The sequence below is a fragment of the Lacticaseibacillus sp. YLM2-1 genome (assembly GCF_056583465.1).
The window spans coordinates 1,946,744-1,968,517 of sequence record NZ_CM152617.1 but is presented as its reverse complement, the minus strand read 5'-3'; the positions used below and the strand labels follow the sequence as shown (position 1 = coordinate 1,968,517).

The following is a 21,774-nucleotide window of genomic DNA, read 5'->3' as shown; positions in this document are numbered from 1 at the left end:
ACATAAAAATGCCCTTAGAGACTGGTTTTGTCTGAAAGGGCATTTTTATTTGCTCGACAATACAAAAGTGGCAAAAGGTTCAGTTTGGACAAACTATGCTTCAAACTCGTTATAACTCAATACTTTAATGCCCTCATCAGTTAAAAGAATTTTACTGATGGAGCCGTTGCGAGGCGAATCGGTGACCACATAACCATCATTTTTGCCGAACTTATCGACGATGCTGCGAATGGTCGTGCCGTGGCTGACCATCAGGACTTTATCACCTTCATGGTTTTCGGCCCGCAACTGGCGGAAGCCTTTCATCAGCCGAGTCCAGTAAGTGCGCGCATCTTCGGCTTCGTGGAAAGGATCAGCATCGTGCATGAAGTCTTTTGAGGCGTCAACCCCATATTTTTCCAAAATTTCTGGATAGGTCTTGGCACCATGCGGGAAGCCGACTTCATACCAAGTTTTGCTAGAATCTTCACCCTCAAAATAGCCATAAAATTGTTCGCGAAAGTATTGGGTGACGGTTAGCGGAATCTTGCCAGTGACGTTTTTGCTGAGAATCAGATCGGCCGTGCGAGTAGCTCGCATGGTGTCGCTGCAATAAGCGTGTGTGAAGGCCACGTTGCGTAGAATGACACCCGTTTTAGTACCATCTTTAATCCCATTATCGGTTAATGGCGAGTCACACCAACCCTGCATTTTATTAAAATGGTTGAACCATGTCTGACCATGGCGCACCAGATAGACTGTGATGCCTTTCATTGTATTCATCTGCCTCCTCGGAAGTTGATTGCTAAGACTAGTTTAGCATAGAAAAGCATGGTGGTTATGCTTAAAGAGCATCTTGAACAACGCCGCAATCAGTCCTAACGTGTGCTATTCTTTAATTATTCAGTGAATCACATGCGGAGGTAGCAGGATGGCAAAAGGGTTGTTGATTGTTAATTTGGGATCGCCGGTTTCGCCGGAGACAAAGGATGTACGGCGGTATTTACGGGAGTTTCTGAGTGATCAGAACGTCATCACAATGCCTAAAGCCCTGTGGCAACCGATTTTGCGTGGTTTTATTTTACCCTTTCGCAGCTGGCGGTCAGCAACTTTCTATAAGCATGAGTGGACCCAAGCTGGCTCGCCATTGATTGCCTATACGCAGGTGACCCGGGATCGGCTTCGCGAGCGGTTGCCTGACTGGGATGTGCAGATGGCGATGAACTATGGCGGCGAGTATCCGATTGGCGAAACGCTGCAGACGATGGCGGCGCGTGGTGATGCGCCGATTGTGGTGATTCCGCTGTTTCCTGAATACACGCAAAGTACGACGAAGACTATTTTGGATAAGGTCGCGGCTTCAGGCGTGAAGACCGTGGTTATTGACCGTTTTTATGATCATTCAGACTATCAAAAGATTCTTGCGCAACAGATCGACGATGCTTATGAAGCGGGGGCGTATGATACCGTGATTCTGAGCTATCATGGCATTCCGACAGCGATGGTGCGGCATGGTGATCCGTATCAGCAGGAATGTGAAACGACCACAGCAGGTGTGAAGCAGTATCTTAAGAAAGTGCCCCAGACTAAGGTTGAGATGTGTTATCAGTCAAAGTTTGGCCCGGTTCCATGGTTGAAGCCATATTTACGCAATCGGTTGATGGAACTGGCTGCTTTGGGTAAGCGCAATGTGTTAGTGGCAACCCCGAGTTTTGTGGCTGATTGTTTGGAAACACTGGAAGAAAATAATGTCCAGAATTATCAAACATTTCGTGCTAATGGCGGCAAAAACTTTGCGACTGTCCGACCGATGAATGGTTGCGAGCCGTTTTGTGACTTTTTAGCTAAGTTGGCTGAGGATAAGATTGCGGCGGAGGCGAACCATGGCAAGGCCTGATGAACGCTTAACAGTGCAACGCGAAAAACGCAGTCTTGATGACATTAACCGCAGCGTGCAGGTGCCGAGTGTTTATGAATCTTCGTTTTTTCAGAAGTTTCTGGCATACAGCGGGCCGGGTGCCTTGGTTGCTGTTGGTTATATGGATCCGGGTAACTGGCTAACGGCACTTGAAGGTGGCAGTCGGTATCACTACGCCTTGCTATCGGTACTCTTGATGTCGATTTTGGTGGCCATGTTCATGCAAACGCTGGCGATTAAACTTGGCGTGGTCGCACGATTAGATCTGGCCCAAGCAATTGCCGCATTTATTCCGCACTGGAGCCGCATCTGCTTATGGTTGATCAATGAGGCAGCTATGATGGCCACGGATATGACTGGCGTTGTGGGGACGGCGATTGCGCTAAAACTACTGTTTGGCCTGCCCTTGATGTGGGGAATGCTCCTAACCATCGCTGATGTGCTGGTTGTTTTATTATTCTTACGATTTGGCATTCGCCGAATTGAGTTGATTGTGCTGGTATCGATTCTCACAGTCGGCATCATTTTCGGCATTGAAGTTGCGCGAGCCGATCCGTCAATTGGCGGGATTGCTGGCGGTTTTGTGCCGCATACGGACATCCTGACGAATCATGGCATGTTACTGCTCAGTCTCGGCATCATGGGCGCCACGATCATGCCACATAACATTTACTTGCACTCTTCACTAGCCCAGAGTCGCAAATACGACGAGCATATTCCGGCACAGGTGACCGAGGCGCTGCGATTTGGTAAGTGGGATTCCAATGTGCATCTAGTCGCCGCTTTTCTGATTAATGCCTTGCTATTGATTCTTGGGGCAGCGTTGTTTTATGGCGTGGGCGGCCATGTGACGGCTTTTCAAGGTGTCTATAACGGGTTGAAAAATCCGATGATTGTTGGCGGGCTGGCTAGTCCGTTAATGAGCACATTATTCGCATTTGCGTTGCTCATCACGGGCTTGATTAGCTCGATTGCAAGCACCTTAGCAGGGCAAATTGTGATGGAAGGTTATCTGAACATTCGCATGCCATTGTGGGAGCGGAGGTTGCTGACGCGGCTCGTGACGCTCATTCCCATCATGGTGATTGGCTTCATGATCGGTTTTAGCGAACACAACTTTGAGCAAGTTATTGTCTATGCGCAGGTGTCATTGAGCATTGCCTTGCCATTTACGCTTTTCCCGCTGGTGGCCTTGACGAATCGGCGTGATTTGATGGGTACCCACGTTAATTCGCAACTCGTGCGGTGGGTCGGCTATTTTCTGACGGGTGTGATCACCGTTCTAAATATTCAGCTGGCCATTTCAGTCTTTGTTTAAACGATTATACGCAAAAATGGCCACGGTGATGTCATACCTCCATTATTGAGGAACATCACCGTGGCCGTCTTTTGTGGGTCTACACTTTCTGGTGTTGAGAAATAATCAACACTGAACGTGTAGGCCCTTTTTGGATAACGCAAAAAGACACCTACTCAGTGTCCATGCTATGCTTGTTAGCGTCGAAACCAAAAGCAAGCGAGGTTATGAGTAAATGTCCCAATACGATCCTACACTGTCCGTCCTTGGAATACCAGACCATAATATCAAAGTTGCCTTTGTTCGTCATGAATATCGCGGCAACGGGGTACGTCGCCGCCAGTATCATGTGATTGATGCCGAGCTGACTTACCGGTTAACCCGGTGCCCACTGTGTGGCTTTGAGGCCTTGCACCCTAACGGGTTTTATACGGCCCACGTGCGCGTCCTCAATGGGGTTGAAATGCCGACAGTCATTGACTTGCACAAGCAACGATGGCGCTGTCATAACTGTTACCACACAGTCAGTGCCAAGACGCCACTCGTGCAACCCAACCACACGATCGCCACTCACATGACAGAGCGAATCATGAAGTTAGCGCATGAACGGTTGCCAGTCAAAACCATCGCCCGTATTATCGGAATCTCAGCTTCCTCGGTTCAACGGATCATTGACCAAAATCTCAAACTCCGACCGGCTCGCCGGCTGCCCACGCGACTCTGCTTTGATGAGTTCCGTTCTACTCATGGCATGATGTCGTTTATCTGTCTTGATGCCGATTCACATCGTCTGATTGCCTTGCTTGGTGATCGATTCAACCGCACGATTAAAAACTTCTTCATCGCTCATTATTCACTCGCTGAACGCACTCGGGTCCAGACGGTCACCATGGACATGAATGCAGCTTATCAGACGATTATTCATGAGGTTTTCCCCAAGGCCCAAGTCGTCATTGATCGGTTCCATATCATTCAACTTGCGGCTCGTGCCCTTGATCAGGTACGCGTCCAAGCGCTCAAACAGCTTGATGACAAACACAGCCGTCCTTATAAGATCATGAAGACAAACTGGCGGCTTTTTCATCAAACTGCGCCTGACGCTAAACACAAACAGTTCCTGTTTGGTTTGAATGAATACGTCACGCAACAGGAGGCCATCGATATCGCACTTGATACTGAGCCCAAGCTCAAGCAAACCTACGAGACCTACTTAGCGCTTCATGATGCCTTGATGGTGAAGAAACATCCCACGGAACTGGCAAACCTGTTAGCTACTTACGAGCCAAACGGTACGGCAATGGACATGACGATCGCGACGCTTAAGCGACACAAAGTCGCTGTTCTCGCCGCTGTCACCAGCCCTTATTCCAACGGTCCGATCGAAGGGGTTAACCGCCTCATCAAGTCACTCAAACGATCCTGTTTTGGCTTCAAGAATCAGCTGAACTTCTTCAAACGAATCTACCAAATCACGGCATAACATGACAAAGACGGCTCCCCAAATGGAGAACCGCCTCAAATGATAAATTTATTCTTCAACACCAGTTGACGTAGAGCCTCTTTTGTATGTGTAAGCTTATCAAGTTAAAAAGTTGTCTTTTTTCAATAGCTGCCCTTGATGACGAAAAAAGACCCCCGAATGGTGCCAGCAAGCTTCGACTTTTGCCGGGCAAATTTAAACTTGTCTTCAAGCTCAGTCGGCACCGCCATGCCATCGCTAAGTTTAAAGCCAACCGCGCGTTTTTTGGGGTCGGACAGGCTATACATCACGTTGATGGCTAATCCGTCTTGATAGTAAACCTCAACCCAGTGCAAATCCGGTAAGTTCAAATCGCTGACTTCCAAGGGCTTGGCGGAAATTTGCAAGTCGCGTTCGGCAAGAATTTCATTAACCCACGCGAGACTGTCAGGTTTTTCGGCAGCCGGATAAGTGATATAAGGTTCCTTATACTTATTCCAGATGTAACGCGCTTCATTTGCGCGCAATCCTGCCAATGCTGCAGCAACAGGCGAGCTTTCAAGACCAATGGTGCTGACCGTTTTAAAATCAACTGTATAAGCCATGCTTTCATACTCCTTCGTCAGAAAAACGCGTCGCTAACTGCGGCGCGTTCGGTGATATTAGTCGTTAAAAGTCCCATTTTCGACATCAGAGATAAATTGCTTCAAATGTTTGAAGTAAACTGGGGCGTTATCAATCATGTGATGGTGGCCGCCGTCTGGGGTGGTGACCAGTCGGGCATGTGGGATGACCTCAGCCATACGTTGGGCTGACTTCAGTGGCATGGTTTCATGTTCGCCGAATGTGAGCAAGGTTGGAACTTTGATATTGTGAATCTGATCACTGATATCCCAGTTCTTCAACTTACCGGTCACAACAAACTCATTGTCGCCTTGGAAAGCATTGTAGACAGGCGTGGCCATGGTGCTAATCAGGTGTGAAATTGCTGGTGGCTGTTTGCGATCAACATAACCGCGATTCAGGACATCCACATATTTCTGATACTGCGGGTCGTCCCAGTTACCAGCTTTTTCAATTTTCTTCATGTACTTAACCGCAGACGGCGGCAAAGCCTCTTCACGGACGAGGTTGATATGATCAACGTATTCGTTGATGTTATCGACCATTGAAGAGATAATTGCGCCTTTAAGATGCTGACCATATTTCAGGGCATATAGCTGGGTTAAGGCACCGCCCCAGCTTTGGCCGATGAGGTAAAAATGATCCAGACCCAGCTTTTGGCGAACTTCTTCTACTTCGCCAAGAAAGTAGTCAGTGGTCAGGTATTTTTTAGCGATTTCCGGGTCGGTATAATCCGGCTGATCGGAATAAAACGAGCCAAGTTGGTCGTACATATGTACCTGAACGCCGGCCAGCTCTTCGCCAAAGTTTTCCCAATACTCATGAGTGCCACCAGGGCCGCCATGCAAGCAAAGAAGATGGATATCGCCTTCACCTTGTGTGTTGGTCCACAAATGATACCCATTGTCTAAGGTCAGGATTGTTGTCCCTTGTTTCATTTGATCACCTTTTTTTCTTAGAATAATCTCATTGTACCACGCGATGCGGTGAGCTTTAATTCAATTTCTCGACTTGTTCGCGAATGTCGCGAATCACGTATTTGTCACCGGAAAAGATTAAATGATCGCCGAGATGAATTTGGGTGTCGCCATGCGGTGCGACGAACTTTTTATTGCGATAGATTTGACTAACGGTAATGTCATCAATAAATGGCAGATTTTTCAATTCAAGGCCAGCAAATCGCGAGTTGCGCACGGTGATTTCGTAAATGCCAGCAACGGTGTCATCCAGAATTTGCAAGGTTGACGGCGTTTCAATGAGACTCCGCAACAAAGCAACATTTGCCTCTAAGGCGTTAAACACTTCGACACCTTGGGCTCGCAAGCGATCATAGCGATCACTGGTAGCATCTTTTGGAGCGAATCGCGCAATGATCCGTGGCACTTTTTCGGCTAATGCCATGGTCGCGAGATCGTAGTTGGTGTCCGCATCGAAATCGCCAAGAACCATGATGTCACAGTCATAAGCAGCAGCGGCTTTCAAAGCGGATTCGGTATAGGCTGCCAAGGCAATGTTGATTTCTGAATTATACGTGTGGTAATTTTCTGGCTTATCTGTCAACAGTTTTACTTCATAGCGATCAGGACTGAGATGTTGGGCAATCGGTACTGTCAGCAGATTGCCACCGATGAAGGTCACTTTTGTCTTTTTAAAATGTTCCGGTTCCGGCTGGAAAAAGGTGTTAAAGAGAATTGGACCGGCGACACAGGCAATGACAGCGGCGAGGGTGAACGCGCCGGATTGCTGGTCTGATAAAATATCGAGATTGCGGCCAACTGTCAGGGTCGGGATGACCAGCGTGATGGTCGTGGTCAGCAAGAAACCGCCAGCCAAGGCGTTTTGAGGCTTAAACCGCCGGCGCAGCACTGGGATCAAGCCAATCTTAGCAATAAAGAAGCCGATCAGAACTAGCGGAATTAATGAAAGACTTTTTGGGTCGGCAACCAGTGCTTTTAGATCAAGATTAGCGCCGGTGACAATGAAGAAAATAGGAATGAAGAACCCATAACCTAATGAGGTCAACTTATCCTGCGTTTCTTGCCGGGGACCGAGCAGTTTCATCACCATGCCAGCTAGGAAAGCGCCGAGAATTGATTCGGCGCCGACCCGTGATGCTACGGTGACTAAGGCAAAAACCAGAAAGAAAGCCAGCCGAATGTCTAACTGCGTCGTACTTTTATCAATGGTGGCAAGGAAGCCGTAGATGCGCTTAAACCGGCTCAGGAGGAATAAGGCGGCAAGCAGCAACAATAATAATAGCCACAAATTACGATCCGATTTGCCTGCTAACGCTGAGTAAACCGTCAAACTTACCAACGGCACCACTTCACCAAGGGCGGCAATTAATAAAATAGTTTGGCCAATCGGCTGATGCAGCAACTCTTTTTCCTTCAGCGCGGCAATCACGACACCCAGCGCGATGGTGGTGAACAAAATCGTAGCAAAAATCGGATAGTTAAAGAAGTGAATGAGTTGCAGGAAGTAGCTAAACCCGAGACTAAGCACGATGACAGTCAAAAATCCCGTGATTGCTAGCATGACCGGGTTTGGCTGCTTGGGTCCATCAGTTGTTTTGGGCTGGGGCTTGAACAGCGAGAAGTCAATTTCCATGCCGGAAAGAAAAATCAGAATGGTGACACCCAACTCACTCAGCGAGCCCATCTCACCACCAGTCCTGACCCAGCCTAAGACACTTTTGCCCAGCACAATGCCAACCAAAATTTCCGCAACAGCAGTCGGGATACTATTAATATGAAAATGTGCCATCAGCAGCGGCGTCAAAAACGCCGCTGTGAGCACAATTAATAACGAAATGGATTCCATAATGTCCTCCAATCAGCGATAATAGATGGGTCAATGGTAACGAAAAGTGCGGATAAAAGAAAGGAAATATCATGTCACAAAATAATAAATCAAAAAAACAAGGCCAGGGGTTCTTCAATCGGCGCTCTGTCATCGTTGGTACATGCGTGTTGCTAGGTCTTTTGATTAGCTTACCATTCAAGCAAATATTATTAGGCGTCGCGATTGGCTTGGCGGTTGGGTACGTGCTTGAAGCATGGACGCCGTTGTTGAGGGGAAAGCTTTAGACCGCTTCCATTGACGGCTAGTTTGAGCAAGGCCGTGTGCAATTGTCTTTCTATCTCAGTCGGAGGATGCCCGATAGTCCGAGTTGGCGGAGCGGCGATGGGCTCAGCTGTGCCCATGGCGTTCCAGCCCAATCGCCGCGTAGCCAACTCGGACTTACGGTGTTCTGACGCCTAAAATAGAATCAGATTGCGCTACAGTCTCTTCTACTCAAGCTCTTTTGCTACCAAGACGCATAAGTGATAAGATGTTATAACGATTATTTAGTAACCGTTAAAGGGGATGACGTCGTGGCTGAGAACGAACAAGCAAAAGAGCAGACACATTTGACAGGCATCATGAAGGAGCTCTCCGGTGCCGAAAGCCGTCTTTCAAAAGAGATGGCTAAGACAAAGTCTGAAGAGAAGAACATCAGTGACAACTTCTTCAATGATTTTTCCTTGAACTTCACCGACTACGCTGAAACGATTGAAACTGCGGCCTCAATTCAGCAACAGCAACGCGTGCTTGATGAGCGAACCAATGCGTGGAAGCAAAGCGCGCAGCAACTCGCGACTGTTAAGCGGTTGATGGGCAATCCGTATTTTGCGCGGATTGATTTCCAAGAAGGCCGGGAAAAGCCGGAGACGATTTATATCGGCTTAGGTTCCTTCACCAATGAAGCTGGTAAGTTTCTCATCTACGACTGGCGCGCGCCGATCAGCTCAATTTACTATGATGGCGGTTTGGGCAAGGTTACCTATCAAACGCCTGATGGCCCGCAACAGGTCACGGTTTCTTTGAAGCGTCAATTTGTCATTAAAAACGGCAAAATTCAGACAATGTTCGATACTACCGAAACCATCGGCGATCAGATGCTGTTGGAAGTGTTAGGCGAAAAGTCAGACACCCAAATGAAGACGATTGTGACCACGATCCAGCGTGAACAGAACCAGATTATCCGTGACACCAAAGCGGACTTATTGTTTGTGCAAGGCGCAGCTGGCTCCGGGAAAACCAGTGCCGTGTTGCAGCGGGTTGCTTATCTGCTTTATCGGTACCGGGGCAACCTGAGTAGTAGTCAGGTGATTATGTTCAGTCCTAACCAACTTTTCTCTGACTACATCAGCAATGTTTTGCCAGAACTTGGCGAACAGAACATGGTGCAATTCACTTATTACCAATATGTCACGCGACGGTTACCACACATTGACGTCCAAAACCTTTTCTCTCAGTTCGAGCAACAGCTAACCCCAGTTCAAAAGAAAATTGCACGTGTCAAAGGTAGCTTAGACTTTTTTGAGACAGCCAAGAAATATGCGACAAGTCTTGAAAAATCAGGCTTGCGCTTCCGTGACATTCGCTTCCGTGGTGAGGTGTTCTTTTCACGCCGGCGGATTCATGAAATCTTTTATAGCTACAACGAAAATTATCACATGGGCAATCGCCTAACCGCCACCAAGGAACGGCTGATCAAAATGCTCAATCGGAAAATTGAATCCGAAATGAAATCCCAGTGGGTGCAAGAAGCCGTTGAAAATCTAAGCGGTGAAGAGATTCGCTCCATGCAACAAGACGGCCCGAAAGAGTTTAAGAATAGTGATGACGAATATCGGTTCTTCGCCCGCCAACTGGTGATGCGTGGCTTCAACGAAATTCAACAAGATATTGTCCGTAATCGCTTCCTTAATATTCGCGGACAGTATGTTAGTTTCTTGCGTGAAGTACCAGCTATTTATGACCTCGAGGCCGAGGGCATTAGTGCTGATGACTGGCAGGCAGAAGTCGATCATTTTATTACCTTATTTAAGGAACGCCAACTACCAATGGCAGACGCAACGCCATATCTGCACTTGTATGATTTGATCACTGGTCGCCATGGTGAACGCGAGATGCGGTATGTCTTCATTGATGAAATTCAAGATTACACACCATACCAGCTCGCCTACCTCAAGGACAGCTTCCCGCGGGCGAAGTTTACGTTGCTAGGCGATCTCAATCAGGCTATTTTCACAAAAGACGATTCGCGGACGCTGATTAACGAAACCAGCAAGCTGTTTGATCCAGAAAAAACCCGCGTCGTGCAGTTAACCCAAAGTTATCGGTCTACCAAACAGGTCACCGACTTTACGAAAGCGATTCTCACGTCTGGTCAAAAAATCGTGGCGTTCAATCGCCAAGGACCATTGCCAAAGTTGGTCGTTCGTCCAGATGAAGCCGGGTTGATGGCGGCTTTGCAGGATCAATTGAAAATTAACAATGAAGCGAAGCAGACAACTGCGGTCATTGCGAAAACGCTGGAAGCCGCAGAAGCCATTTATGAACAAATGAAGGCGGCTGGCATCAAAGTAACTTTGATCAAGTCTGAAAATCAACGACTCGCAGCCGGCGTCATCGTTGTTCCAAGCTTTTTGGCTAAGGGGCTCGAATTCGATGCCGTTGTGCTTTGGCAAATCAATGCGGCCAATTACCATGAAGAGGATGAACGTGAGTTGTTGTACACGGTGGCGTCCCGGGCCATGCATCGACTAACCATGCTGGCTAGTCCTGATGTGACGCCGTTGTTAGACAAAGTACCGGCTGACTTGTACGAGCGGGGGTAAACAGATGGTCAAAATGCATGACACCTTAGCTGTTTCTAGTTATCGTGTTTTTCCAGGTATGCTGAATGCGCATCAGACATTGTTTGGCGGCCAGATCTTTACTTGGATCGATGACGTCAGCTCAATTGCCGCACAACGACTCGGCCGCCGTGGTTTAGCGACTGGCTCATTGGACATGGTGCATCTGGCTGCACCGGTTAAAATGGGGGATGCACTGGTCATTAGGTGCATGGTCAGCGGCGTGGGTCACCGTTCACTGGAAGTTTTCATTCAGTTAATTGGTGAACATCTAGCCACTGGCGAACGCTTCCAAGTCGGCACCGCCTTTGCAACCTTTGTAGCCCGCCACAAAGAAGACGGCCCACTGCCGCCGGTCGAAGCAGAATCTGAGTTTGAAAAGCGCTTGCTAGCCGGTTACGATGAACGACGCGCCGACTATCGGAAAATCAATGCTAGCTTCGGCGAGGTGCCGTTGGATTGAAAGCTTGGATTTTGAAAAGTTAAAAAAGATCGTCAGTCCAGAGACCAGAACAGTTTGACTAGACGCACCATTAAAATGCATGATAAATGAGTCTGTAAAAAAGCTACCGTTTTCCAGTCACTAGCCTCTATGAACCAACAACGCCGTCAACAGCGGCTCTGAATTTACAAATAGCCATCCCAAGGCGGTTAAACTTTAGGGATGGCTATTTTTGTTACTTGTTTTCGGGCACGCTTGGCAAACCCGTTTTCGCGCGGTAAAGTAAACCATAAATCAACTCCCGCACAGTGCTGCACATATGCGGATTCATTTTGAAAGAAGGACGATTATTTTGGCAAAACGATATGTCGGTTCATGTACCACGGTGCTTGTTGGCAAGAAAGCTTCAATTGATGGCTCCACGATCATTGCCCGAAACGAAGACGGTGAGTCACCATTGCATCCGCAGAAATTCGTGTACGTGAAACCTGAAGATCAGCCGCGTCACTATCAATCCGTGCTCAGCAAGTTCGCGATTGATTTGCCGGCCGATCCCTTGGGCTACACGGCCACCCCGGAAGCAGAAGACGGCCACGGTATCTGGGCGGCAGCAGGGATTAATAGCGAAAATATTGCCATGACCTCAACCGAAACGATTACAACCAATAGCCGTGTCCTTGGTGTTGATCCGCTGGTGGCAGCGGGGATTGGCGAAGAAGACATGCCAACGATCGTTCTACCATACATTCATAGCGCGCGGGACGGGGTTCAACGCTTGGGCAGTTTGCTTGAACAATATGGCACATACGAAAGCAACGGGATCGCATTTGCTGACAAAGATGAGGTTTGGTACTTTGAAAGTATTGGCGGTCATCATTGGGCAGCCATCCGAATTCCCGACGATGCCTATGTGGTGGCGCCGAACCGCTTCAATATCACCGATTTCGATTTTGCTAGCGATGACACGATGAGTAGTGCCGATCTGCGCGATCTGATTGAAACCTATCACCTCAATCCAGATGCGGAAGGGTACAACTTGCGCCACATTTTCGGCTCCGCTACGATCAAGGATACCCGTTACAACAACCCACGTGCTTGGTACGGTCAGAAATACTTCAACCCTGAATTCGATACGACACCGATCGATCAGGATCTGCCATTCATTTGCCGGACTAGCAAAAAAATCAGCATCGAAGACGTGAAGTTTGTGGAAAGTTCCCACTATGAAAATACGCCATACGATGTTTACGGCACGACAGGCACGCCAGCACAGAAGAAGCTTTATCGGCCAATCGGCATCAACCGTAATCAGGAACTTCACATTTTGCAGATTCGCAACAATGTGCCAGCTGCAGTTGCCGGCATTCACTGGTTGGCATTTGGCCCGAACACCTTTAATGCCGTTGTGCCGTTTTACGCTAATGTCAATGACACACCAGCAGCATACCGCGAAACCGGCGACAAGTTCGATGTGACGAAAATGTACTGGCTAAGCAACCTGTTAGCAACGTTTGGTGACTACGACTTTTCGTTATTTAAGGATCAGGAAGATGTTTTTGAACAAAAAACAGTCGCCGCTTGCCGGCACTTGCAGCTCACAACTGATGAAGCTGTCAAAGATGCCAAGGATATTGCCGATCATCTGACAGCTGCCAATGAGCAGATGGCAACGATCGCCATGGCCAACAGCAATGAGTTGTTAGGTCAAATGGTGGCGGCAGCAGCGCCAAAAATGAAGTTACAGTTCACCTTGCACGACTAGGTGATGACTGGCACCAATTGAAGGCAAACAAAAAGCGCTCGATGAAGAGCGCTCTTTGTTTGCCTATTTTTGACTACGATGGCGATACCGATTAAATTGGGTGGTCGCGCGAATTAAGAAGAGTGGCATCAACACTATCAATAAGATGCCAACAAAGACGATAATGCCGGCCGTGGTGCGAAACCGCGCGAGGACAAGCAGCCAGATACCAAAGCCAGTGCCACTGACACAAAAAATGACCAGTAACACATACCATGCCCAGTACCAAAACGGGGATGGACTGCGGCGGAATGTTGGCACGAGGAAAAGGGCCAGCAAAATCGATAAAATAAATTTTCCAATTTGGTTAAGCATTCAGCGTGCCTCCTTGGATGTTAGGCAAATGTATACTCCCTCAATGTTAAAGTTCCTGATAAGGCTTTTCGGCATCACGCTTGGCCGTCCGAATATGACGCAACTCGCGGATGTAAGCCCCATATTTGATGATAGCACGCACGATTAAGACGAAGCCAAGCGAGAAAATGCTTAGTCCGACGATGATCGCCACCCCAGAAACCGGTGAGGCCGTCGCGGATTCGAACAACAACCAGCCGCCACCGCCTGCAATCGCGCTATTAAGGATGAGCGTGATGACCAGTCTGATTGAATTAGTTCGTAAGGAACTTTCTTGTTTAAAAGTGGGCGCTAAAAGTGGGGCAATTACGCCATCTAAAATCGGTTCAATGAAAAAGGAAAGGAGAAACTCGCCTACTAGTTCAAGCATTACTGGCACCTCCGTCAGTGTTCGAGCTGGCATCGCGTCGTTTTGATAGGTTGATTGTGAAGATTTTTTTCTTTGTTGTCAAGAAAAGGATTGGCCGAACAACTGGGGCTTTCTATGCTAAAATGAGAACATTAAACGCAAGGAAACGGTAAGTTATGCAATCCGAAATGAATTACTATAAATTTGATCGTGCAGAATGGTCGCAATTCCATTCCCAGAACTTCACCAATGTCACTGATGGAGAGTTGGCGCAGTTGCGATCATTGAATGATGAAATCAGTCTTGATGATGTCAAAATGATCTACTCACCATTGCGACACCTGATTCACATCCGCTATGAGGATTATCAAGGCGATATGTTCACCTTGAGCCGCTTTTTAGGGATGCAACGAAATCCGCACACACCATTCATTATTGGTATTGCTGGATCGGTGGCAGTTGGTAAAAGCACCACCGCGCGCTTGCTGCAACTGTTGCTGAGCCGGGCTTATCCGGAAAAACGCGTGCAACAGATGACGACAGACGGCTTTTTATATCCTAATGCTGAGTTAGAACGTCGGGGAATTCTGGATCGTAAAGGCTTCCCTGAAAGCTATGATATGGAACTTTTAATCCATTTCATGAACAACGTCAAAAATGCGAGCGGCGCTTTGCGTGCACCAAAGTATAGCCACCAGATTTACGACATTGTCCCAGGCGAATATGAGCTGATCGATCGACCAGATATTCTGATTGTCGAAGGGATCAACGTGCTCCAGCTGCCAAGCAAGCAGCCAATCTACGTCAGCGACTACTTTGATTTCTCGATTTACGTTGATGCCAATCCTGACCTCATTGAACAATGGTATCTGGAACGTTTCGGCATCCTGCTCGACACGGCCTTCACGGATCCGAACAACTATTACTATCAATACGCGATCGGCGACCGAGCCGATGCCTTCGCGATGGCGCGGCAAGTTTGGCGCGATGTGAACCTCAAGAACCTGAATGAGTACATCCTGCCAACCAAAAATCGTGCTGATATTATTTTGCACAAAACAACGGGACATGAAATTGACCAAGTTTCGCTGCGAAAATGGTAAGATATGGCTGATAAGTCAGTTGATAAACAACTGGCTAGCAGTGTCGGACACGCCTGGCTTTTCTGAAGCCTATCGCTGGCAACGCTTAGATGAGAGGCTTCTCACCCGTGATTGACCGACATGTGAAAACTCTGTAAAATTAGTGCATTCAAACAAGGGAGTGTGGCGGACTGTGGCAAATGACCAGAACAAGGATTACGACAAGATCATCGTCCTCGATTATGGCAGTCAGTATAATCAATTGATCACCCGGCGAATCCGGGAATTTGGGATTTACTCTGAATTAAAGCCTCATACGATCACGGCAGCGGAAGTCAAGAAGATTGCGCCTAAAGGCATTATCTTCTCAGGCGGTCCTAACAGTGTGTATGACGAAGGCGCGTTAGGTGTTGATGAGGATCTTTTCAAGCTCGGCATTCCGATTCTGGGTGTCTGTTATGGCATGCAGCTGATGGCACAACGGCTCGGTGGGGATGTTGAACCGGCTGATAACCGTGAATACGGCAAAGCGGACATTGAAGTTACCGATGACAGCGCCAAGCTTTTCCGCGATTTGCCAAAAGATCAAACCGTTTGGATGAGCCACGGCGACCTCGTGACCCGCGTACCAGAAGGCTTCCGGCGAACCGCAACCAGCATCAACTGTCCAATCAGTGCCATGGATGACGATGATCGTAAATTCTACGGCATCCAATTCCATGCTGAAGTTCAAAATACGCAATATGGCCATGAAATCCTCCACCATTTTGCCTTCGACATCTGCAAGGCTGAAGCCAACTGGAGCATGGACGACTTCATCACCAAACAAATCGACAAGATTCGGGCAGAAGTCGGCGACAAGCGCGTTCTCCTCGGCCTTTCCGGCGGGGTTGATTCATCCGTTGTCGGCGTGCTCCTGCACAAAGCCATCGGCACCCAGCTGACCAGTATTTTTGTTGATCACGGCTTACTGCGTAAAGGCGAAGCCGATCAAGTCATGGAAAGCCTCAAAGGCAAGTTCGGCCTGAACATCATCAAGGTCAACGCCAAAGATCGCTTCCTCGGCGACCTCAAAGGGGTTACTGATCCCGAAAAGAAACGTAAAATCATCGGTCGCGACTTCATCGAAGTTTTCAATGAAGAAGCAGCCAAGCTCAACGGCATCGATTTCTTAGCCCAAGGCACACTTTACACCGACGTGGTTGAATCTGGTACCGACACCGCTCAGACCATTAAGTCTCACCACAATGTTGGCGGCCTGCCAGAAGACCTCAAGTTCAAGCTAATCGAACCGCTGAACAAGCTCTTCAAAGATGAAGTCCGTGAACTCGGCGAAAAACTCGGCATGCCCCACGCCCTCGTCTGGCGCCAACCATTCCCAGGCCCAGGCCTCGGCATCCGCGTCATCGGCGAAGTTACCGAAGATAAACTCGAAATCGTGCGCGATTCCGATTATATCCTCCGTGAAGAAATCGCTAAGCATGGCTTGGACAAAGACATTTGGCAATACTTTACCGTCTTACCAGGCTTCCGATCCGTCGGTGTCATGGGCGATGGCCGAACCTACGACTACACCATTGGCATCCGCGCCATCACCTCAATTGACGGCATGACCGCTGATTTTGCCCGGATCAACTGGGATGTCTTACAGGAGATCTCAAGCCGGATTGTGAATGAGGTTAAGAACGTTAATCGGGTGGTTTATGATATTACTTCCAAGCCGCCGGCAACGATTGAGTGGGAATGACCGGTACAAAATAGAATTTGAATGACCGAAACGGAATGATATACTATTTATGTTTCGGTTTTTTCTTTATCAATTTTTTTACTTGAACTCTGAGAAAAAGGTGCAAAATGTTAAAGGATGCGTCTTTAAGTGTATCCGAGCAGGAAGACGTATTTACTTTGATGCATGGAATGTTTGCCACACAATTACCGCCTCTTTTAGATGAAGTATTTAACAAAGATTCGTTAACCAAGCTAATTGAGGAAATAGTTTCGCATCCAAAGAAAACTCTTTTTAAAATCAATGACACCACACACCTTGTTGATAGATTGGACAAGGGTATTCATCCTCCTGAATATATTTTTGGGGACAATTGGGCTGCAGAGTCAGTGAAGTTCTTTACATTAAAAGCTGATGATTCTTGGCGACCGATGGCAATTCCGAACATTAAACATTCATTAATGTTTACGTATAATAGCCTGATGGTGGCTGAAACATCCTTGAACCACCTGTATTCAAAAACAAACAGATTGGAAGGAAAAACTAGCCATTCGGAATCACCAATAATTGGGCGAGACGGTTTGTTCTCAGCAATGCTTTATGACGTTGTCGATGAACAAACTGATGAAGCGATTGGCTTTATTGGGTATGACCAGACAAATAACTTTTTTGAAGAAAGCAAGTTACATCGACTTCGAATAGAGGCCACGTATCCATATATTTTGCAAATTGATTTGAGTAAGTTTTTTGAAAATATCTATACTCATTTACTGGCTCACATTAATTTGTTTGGTCTTCCGAGTTCTTTAGAAAAGTCAGACCCAGAGTTAAAGTCATACCTAAAATGGATAGATGAATATAATCAAAAAATCAACGACAATCATACGAAAGGAATAATTCAAGGCCCAATTTCTTCGAAGATTACGTCAGAACTTCTGCGACTTTCATTGGATCAACAGATATCCAATTTATTAGAGAAGAAGAAATTGAAAGTAACTTTTACAAGATATGTTGATGATTATCGTTTTTTTGGTAAGAACATTACTGATCTGGAAATCGTAAAGAATGATTTGATCAAGATTTTTAGAGATCATGAATTATCGTTTAATGAGAATAAAATAAAACTTTATAAAGGATTTGAAATCCAAAAACAAGCCCACTTTGAAAATTATACGAGGTTAGGATCGATTCTTCATCGTCACAAAAGAATCTCCTTTAATTTTAAGAACTATTTGCGTATTCATGATACTCTTGCACAAATGCTCCAAGATAACGATATTCCAACCTTAAAAGCAGTTTTAACTGTGCTTAAAAATAAAGTTGTAAAGGGTTTGATAAACTTTAATAATGATCAAATTGTCCTTTCATTGTTAGAATTTCTTGTCAAGACTGCATACGTTCTTCCTTTGGTTTCTATGCAAGTGTATAAACTAATTGATGCAGTTCTCAACTCGGTTAGTTCCAAAACTAAACGCAAATGTTGGGATCGTTTGTTTTCAGAATTTGATTATGTCAGGGCAAACTTTTCGGATACAGATTTGGAAGTTTGGTATTTTTATGTGTTAACTATTGCTGGTGTTTCTCGAGAAACTGGCAGAGTTATTACCAGATATTTGAAAAGCACAGAAGATTTGAGCCCGCTTTTACTTTGTGTGATGATTAAACGCAAAAGTAAAAAAGCTAATACTAGAATTGCGAAATCAATCATAAGAGTGATTGATGACTGGACTACTGTATCTCAAACAAAGTGGTGGTTACCATTGAGCAAATTATGGATATCATTGGACGGTCATATTGACGATAACAACATTAGAAAGTTATTTATTTCTAACAATGGATCAAAGATACAGTGGGATAAACTGGGGATTATTGAATTCTTGAGGTTATCAACTTTAACTGCTATGAAATCACAAAAAAATAGTCAACCTAAGACAGGATAAGCTGGTTTCACAACCCTCTTTATCGCCCTTCTTTGGTGGCATTCCTTCCAATAATTTGGATGAGCTAAGGAAGTTGCTTTGGTAAATTGCCGACTTGTCTTTTCAACATAATCATCAATCACAGTTTGTGGTGGAGATCGACTCGACTCATGCCGATACATTTGGCAAGCAGGAATCCTCAGCTGACAACGCCCACTATATGGCCAAAGGTTACCATCCTCAGATCTTGGTTGACTACCAATTCAGGATGCTGTTGGATGACTTGGCCCGGCCTGACAACATTTATACCAGTAAAGACTGATCGATTCGTCCAAGCAACCTTTGACCGCCTTCAAGCGCTCCCAGACGGCGTGGACGTGGTCATCCGGGAGATTCTGGGTTATCAGCACCGGCATTTTATGAAGCATGTGATGAACGAGACTTTTACTTCGTTGTACGACTGAAGACCAATCCTTGTTTAGGACATTTAGCCGAAGCTGAAGTGCATGACTGACGAGCCGCTGGATTTAAACGAAGCAAAAGTCGTTTATAGATCGCTTGCCTATCAACCGGCCACTTGGTCACGGACTTATCGCGTGATCGTGCGTTCTGTCAACAAAGTAGGTGAGTGAAGTGGTGGCTTGGACACATATTTTCCTAGTGACCAATATGGTTGAAAGTGATCCCACTGCCCTTTTCAAGGCCTAATAGGGTCGCGGAACCGTCTAAAACAACATCAAGGAACTCAAGACTGGTTTTGACAAAACCGACAGCCCCGACATTATCCGAAACACTGCCAGACTTTTGATCAGCGGGGCAGCCTACAACCTGATTCAGCTATTCAAACTGTTATTAGTTCCGGAAAATTGGGGTATCACCATGGCCTCGTTGCGGTTCAGTCTATTTCATATTGCTGGGAAAGTCGCCCGCCGTGCCCATCAGATTGAGATCCATCTTGTCTAGAATCATGTTTACCGTTACTGGTTTTGGCATTTGTTTAAAATGATCCAAAACTTGCGGCTATAATCAATACCAACTGAACAGCCACCAATCAAGCAAGAAAATCTGCTGAGCTTATTTGGCTTAGTTCAAAGTCTTTCAAGTATCACTTTTAGGCAAAATAACAGAGTTGTATTTCACATTTTCAAGTAATTGCTAAGTCAACGACAGCTTGTGAATAATTCACGTTAAAAACTCAGTACAGAAAAAGGTATCTTAATGAACTACTCAGCAGAAATCATGATTTGGAGTCATCAGGAGGAAGGAGAAGTCATATAAAGTCGTAAGTCTTTGATGATATAAATGTAAAGTTATATTGGCTGAGTCATCACTATTCAGCAATATACAATCTCGATGAGGCTGATGACACTGAATGGTGTATCCGAACGATTCAGGCTTGATAGGTGACCCTTAGGATACCTTTAAAAGTAAGATAGTGTTAGAAGGGGGGAGAGTCCTTGTTAGCACGTATTACGCGAACTATGCTCGGATCTTTTTTTAATAGAGGAGGATACGTTCTAGATTTCAGCAATAGTTCAATGGCGAACTTTACCATTGAGTCAGTTGGCTTTGATGTGCAAGCTAAGTATGGAGGCTCGAAAGGAGCCTCGCTTGATGAGTTTTTTCTTCACGAAGATGAGAATACGGTGCTTCACCTTACACGAGATCTTGTCGACTATATTGAATTGGTAATGCCTAATAAAGATGAATATATAGGTAGTCAGTCCAAACAATATGAGATGATAAAGACTATGATAGCCCCTTTGAAAAAAGATTCTGTTTTTGATTTAAGTAGAATAGATTTTTCAAGTCTTTCAAATGATTTCTACCTAACTAGTCTTATTGGTGAATTGATGAGTAATGCAGATTCAAATCCGGCATCTGTCATTGGTCAGACGAAAGACCTTCTGGAGACAGTCTATAAGCGAATTTTGGAACATTATGGAATTCATTATCAAGAGAAGGCAAATATGACAAAATTGTTGAGTCAGGTCAATGATGTCCTAGGTTTGACTCCAAATAAACAAGACAGGTTAAATTCTCTTGGTTTGATTTCGGCAAAAATACTCGGCAACTTAAATCAAGTTGCAAACGGAATGAATGAATTACGGAATCAATTCGGAAGGGGACATGGTAGAGGCCACACTCAGGAAGGGGCAGTTGTTGTCCCGCGGAGGTATGCTAACCTTGCTGTCGGTTCTGCAAGTGTTTTAATAAACTTCTTGACCGAGACCGTCCAAAGGGTAGATCAGTGTAAGGCGAGCGAACAGATTGATCAAGACTTTGGTAACTGAGGAGGGACATGGTCGGAACGAAACTGAGTCGTGGCATAATACTACAGTATAATTAATTAATTTCAACAAAAATCGGTCCAGCGTTTCCTCAGAAGAATGCTAGACCGATTTCATGTACAATTAAATGTACCCCTGCTCCTAAAATTAATAGTCTCCCTGAACAATCTTCGCAAATCCCATCCGCAACTCCTGATTCTGCGTCTCACTAAAATACAACCAGTTATTGTCATTACCCTGATTCTGCTGAGTCACGAGCACCTCTGGCTGACCATTGTGTAACGTAAAAAGATAAACATGTTTCCCTAGGTAAGGTTCATGGGCCGCATCTGAATAGATTGCGACAATTGTATATTCAGCATTGCTTTCACCACTGGTGCTCAGTGCCCAGGTGACCGCCTTATCACCAACCGCCATTGCCATGGAGCCGGGTTGGTTGTTGCCAGCTTGACCTAATTCATCGGGAATCTTCAACCCGTACATATCAACACTGTGCCCTTGCCAGTAGCTTTCGTATTGCTGCCCCATTGTTTTGCTCCAGCTGGCCATGAAAGTAGCTAGCTTTGCGCTTTTGGCGTTAGACCAGAGGGGTTGCTTGGTGGTTGAGTGGCTGGCATCGCTGCTACTCGAAGCGATCTTGCTTGAGCGGGAGGATGATTGCGAAGCCTGCCTGCTTGAAGTCTGCTGACTAGTTTTCTTTGAACCGCTTGAAGGACTTGCCTGTTGCTGATGACCACACCCGACCAATCCTAATCCAAGGAAAAGCGTACAAACAGCAATGAATGATTTTTGCATAATAGACCTCCAAAGTAATGACTTTCCAGAAGCTATTATACATGAACGGCG

At 46.2% G+C, this 21,774-nt stretch carries 20 protein-coding genes; 13 read left to right on the top strand and 7 right to left on the bottom strand.

Annotation, left to right across the window (positions count from 1 at the left end; translation table 11 throughout):
* Positions 1-93: 93 nt before the first annotated feature.
* A complete protein-coding gene (locus AC07KQ_RS09580; RefSeq protein ID WP_003566320.1) occupies positions 94-753 on the bottom strand; it encodes a histidine phosphatase family protein in 660 nt (219 codons plus the stop codon).
* A gap of 157 nt (positions 754-910) precedes the next feature.
* Between AC07KQ_RS09580 and hemH the strand changes: the two genes are divergently transcribed.
* The 3 genes from hemH (at position 911) to AC07KQ_RS09565 (ending at position 4,674) form a co-directional block, all read left to right on the top strand.
* Positions 911-1,876: a ferrochelatase gene (gene hemH / locus AC07KQ_RS09575; protein WP_003566318.1), complete on the top strand. Its 966-nt coding sequence runs from the start codon at positions 911-913 to the stop codon at positions 1,874-1,876.
* Positions 1,863-3,215: an Nramp family divalent metal transporter gene (locus AC07KQ_RS09570; RefSeq protein WP_003595484.1), complete on the top strand. Its 1,353-nt coding sequence runs from the start codon at positions 1,863-1,865 to the stop codon at positions 3,213-3,215. Before hemH ends, AC07KQ_RS09570 begins: the two co-directional genes overlap by 14 nt.
* Positions 3,216-3,429: 214 nt before the next feature.
* Positions 3,430-4,674 carry an ISL3 family transposase gene (locus tag AC07KQ_RS09565; RefSeq protein ID WP_003577841.1) on the top strand — a complete coding sequence of 415 codons (1,245 nt, stop codon included), beginning with the start codon at positions 3,430-3,432 and terminating at the stop codon, positions 4,672-4,674.
* Positions 4,675-4,796: 122 nt separating this feature from the next.
* Here the strand turns inward: AC07KQ_RS09565 and AC07KQ_RS09560 are convergent, their stop codons facing one another.
* From AC07KQ_RS09560 to AC07KQ_RS09550, 3 genes are read right to left on the bottom strand one after another with little or no spacing between them, the layout of a single operon-like run.
* The gene (locus AC07KQ_RS09560; protein WP_003595483.1) at positions 4,797-5,258 is read right to left on the bottom strand and encodes a hypothetical protein; all 462 of its coding nucleotides are present in this window, start codon (positions 5,256-5,258) and stop codon (positions 4,797-4,799) included.
* A gap of 57 nt (positions 5,259-5,315) precedes the next feature.
* Positions 5,316-6,215 (bottom strand): proline-specific peptidase family protein, encoded by a 900-nt coding sequence (locus AC07KQ_RS09555; RefSeq protein WP_016379770.1) that lies wholly within the window; start codon positions 6,213-6,215, stop codon positions 5,316-5,318.
* Between the two features lie 55 nt (positions 6,216-6,270).
* Entirely contained in the window at positions 6,271-8,100 is a 1,830-nt protein-coding gene (locus tag AC07KQ_RS09550) for a monovalent cation:proton antiporter family protein (protein WP_149591159.1), read from the bottom strand.
* A gap of 71 nt (positions 8,101-8,171) precedes the next feature.
* On the opposite strand from AC07KQ_RS09550, the gene AC07KQ_RS09545 reads away from it, so the two are divergent.
* The 4 genes from AC07KQ_RS09545 (at position 8,172) to AC07KQ_RS09530 (ending at position 13,168) form a co-directional block, all read left to right on the top strand.
* Complete coding sequence (locus tag AC07KQ_RS09545; RefSeq protein WP_003566305.1) at positions 8,172-8,366, top strand: hypothetical protein; 195 nt, start codon at positions 8,172-8,174, stop codon at positions 8,364-8,366.
* 288 nt (positions 8,367-8,654) lie between these two features.
* Positions 8,655-10,946: an RNA polymerase recycling motor HelD gene (gene helD / locus AC07KQ_RS09540; RefSeq protein WP_003566303.1), complete on the top strand. Its 2,292-nt coding sequence runs from the start codon at positions 8,655-8,657 to the stop codon at positions 10,944-10,946.
* A gap of 4 nt (positions 10,947-10,950) precedes the next feature.
* On the top strand, positions 10,951-11,427 hold the full coding sequence (locus tag AC07KQ_RS09535) for an acyl-CoA thioesterase (RefSeq protein ID WP_003566302.1): 477 nt from the start codon (positions 10,951-10,953) through the stop codon (positions 11,425-11,427).
* Between the two features lie 331 nt (positions 11,428-11,758).
* The gene (locus tag AC07KQ_RS09530; RefSeq protein ID WP_003570749.1) at positions 11,759-13,168 is read left to right on the top strand and encodes a C69 family dipeptidase; all 1,410 of its coding nucleotides are present in this window, start codon (positions 11,759-11,761) and stop codon (positions 13,166-13,168) included.
* 63 nt (positions 13,169-13,231) lie between these two features.
* Here the strand turns inward: AC07KQ_RS09530 and AC07KQ_RS09525 are convergent, their stop codons facing one another.
* On the bottom strand, positions 13,232-13,522 hold the full coding sequence (locus tag AC07KQ_RS09525; RefSeq protein ID WP_003575717.1) for a hypothetical protein: 291 nt from the start codon (positions 13,520-13,522) through the stop codon (positions 13,232-13,234).
* Positions 13,523-13,568: 46 nt separating this feature from the next.
* The gene (locus tag AC07KQ_RS09520) at positions 13,569-13,931 is read right to left on the bottom strand and encodes a hypothetical protein (RefSeq protein ID WP_016379349.1); all 363 of its coding nucleotides are present in this window, start codon (positions 13,929-13,931) and stop codon (positions 13,569-13,571) included.
* A gap of 155 nt (positions 13,932-14,086) precedes the next feature.
* Between AC07KQ_RS09520 and coaA the strand changes: the two genes are divergently transcribed.
* The 6 genes from coaA to AC07KQ_RS09490 all read left to right on the top strand — a co-directional run bounded on the left by coaA (position 14,087) and on the right by AC07KQ_RS09490 (position 20,931).
* Positions 14,087-15,013: a type I pantothenate kinase gene (coaA, locus tag AC07KQ_RS09515; protein WP_173959232.1), complete on the top strand. Its 927-nt coding sequence runs from the start codon at positions 14,087-14,089 to the stop codon at positions 15,011-15,013.
* Positions 15,014-15,185: 172 nt separating this feature from the next.
* Positions 15,186-16,739, top strand: a complete 1,554-nt coding sequence (guaA, locus tag AC07KQ_RS09510; protein ID WP_003566292.1) for a glutamine-hydrolyzing GMP synthase — start codon at positions 15,186-15,188, stop codon at positions 16,737-16,739.
* Between the two features lie 107 nt (positions 16,740-16,846).
* Entirely contained in the window at positions 16,847-18,658 is a 1,812-nt protein-coding gene (locus AC07KQ_RS09505) for an RNA-directed DNA polymerase (protein ID WP_173959231.1), read from the top strand.
* 94 nt (positions 18,659-18,752) lie between these two features.
* On the top strand, positions 18,753-18,959 hold the full coding sequence (locus AC07KQ_RS09500) for a transposase (protein ID WP_016379345.1): 207 nt from the start codon (positions 18,753-18,755) through the stop codon (positions 18,957-18,959).
* A gap of 413 nt (positions 18,960-19,372) precedes the next feature.
* A complete protein-coding gene (locus tag AC07KQ_RS09495; protein ID WP_152431422.1) occupies positions 19,373-19,600 on the top strand; it encodes a transposase in 228 nt (75 codons plus the stop codon).
* 494 nt (positions 19,601-20,094) lie between these two features.
* Positions 20,095-20,931: an abortive infection family protein gene (locus AC07KQ_RS09490; protein ID WP_016379344.1), complete on the top strand. Its 837-nt coding sequence runs from the start codon at positions 20,095-20,097 to the stop codon at positions 20,929-20,931.
* A 144-nt stretch (positions 20,932-21,075) separates the two neighbouring features.
* On the opposite strand, the gene AC07KQ_RS09485 is transcribed toward AC07KQ_RS09490, so the two are convergent.
* Positions 21,076-21,723, bottom strand: coding sequence for a DUF4767 domain-containing protein (locus tag AC07KQ_RS09485; RefSeq protein WP_173959229.1), 648 nt, complete (start codon positions 21,721-21,723; stop codon positions 21,076-21,078).
* Positions 21,724-21,774: the final 51 nt, after the last annotated feature.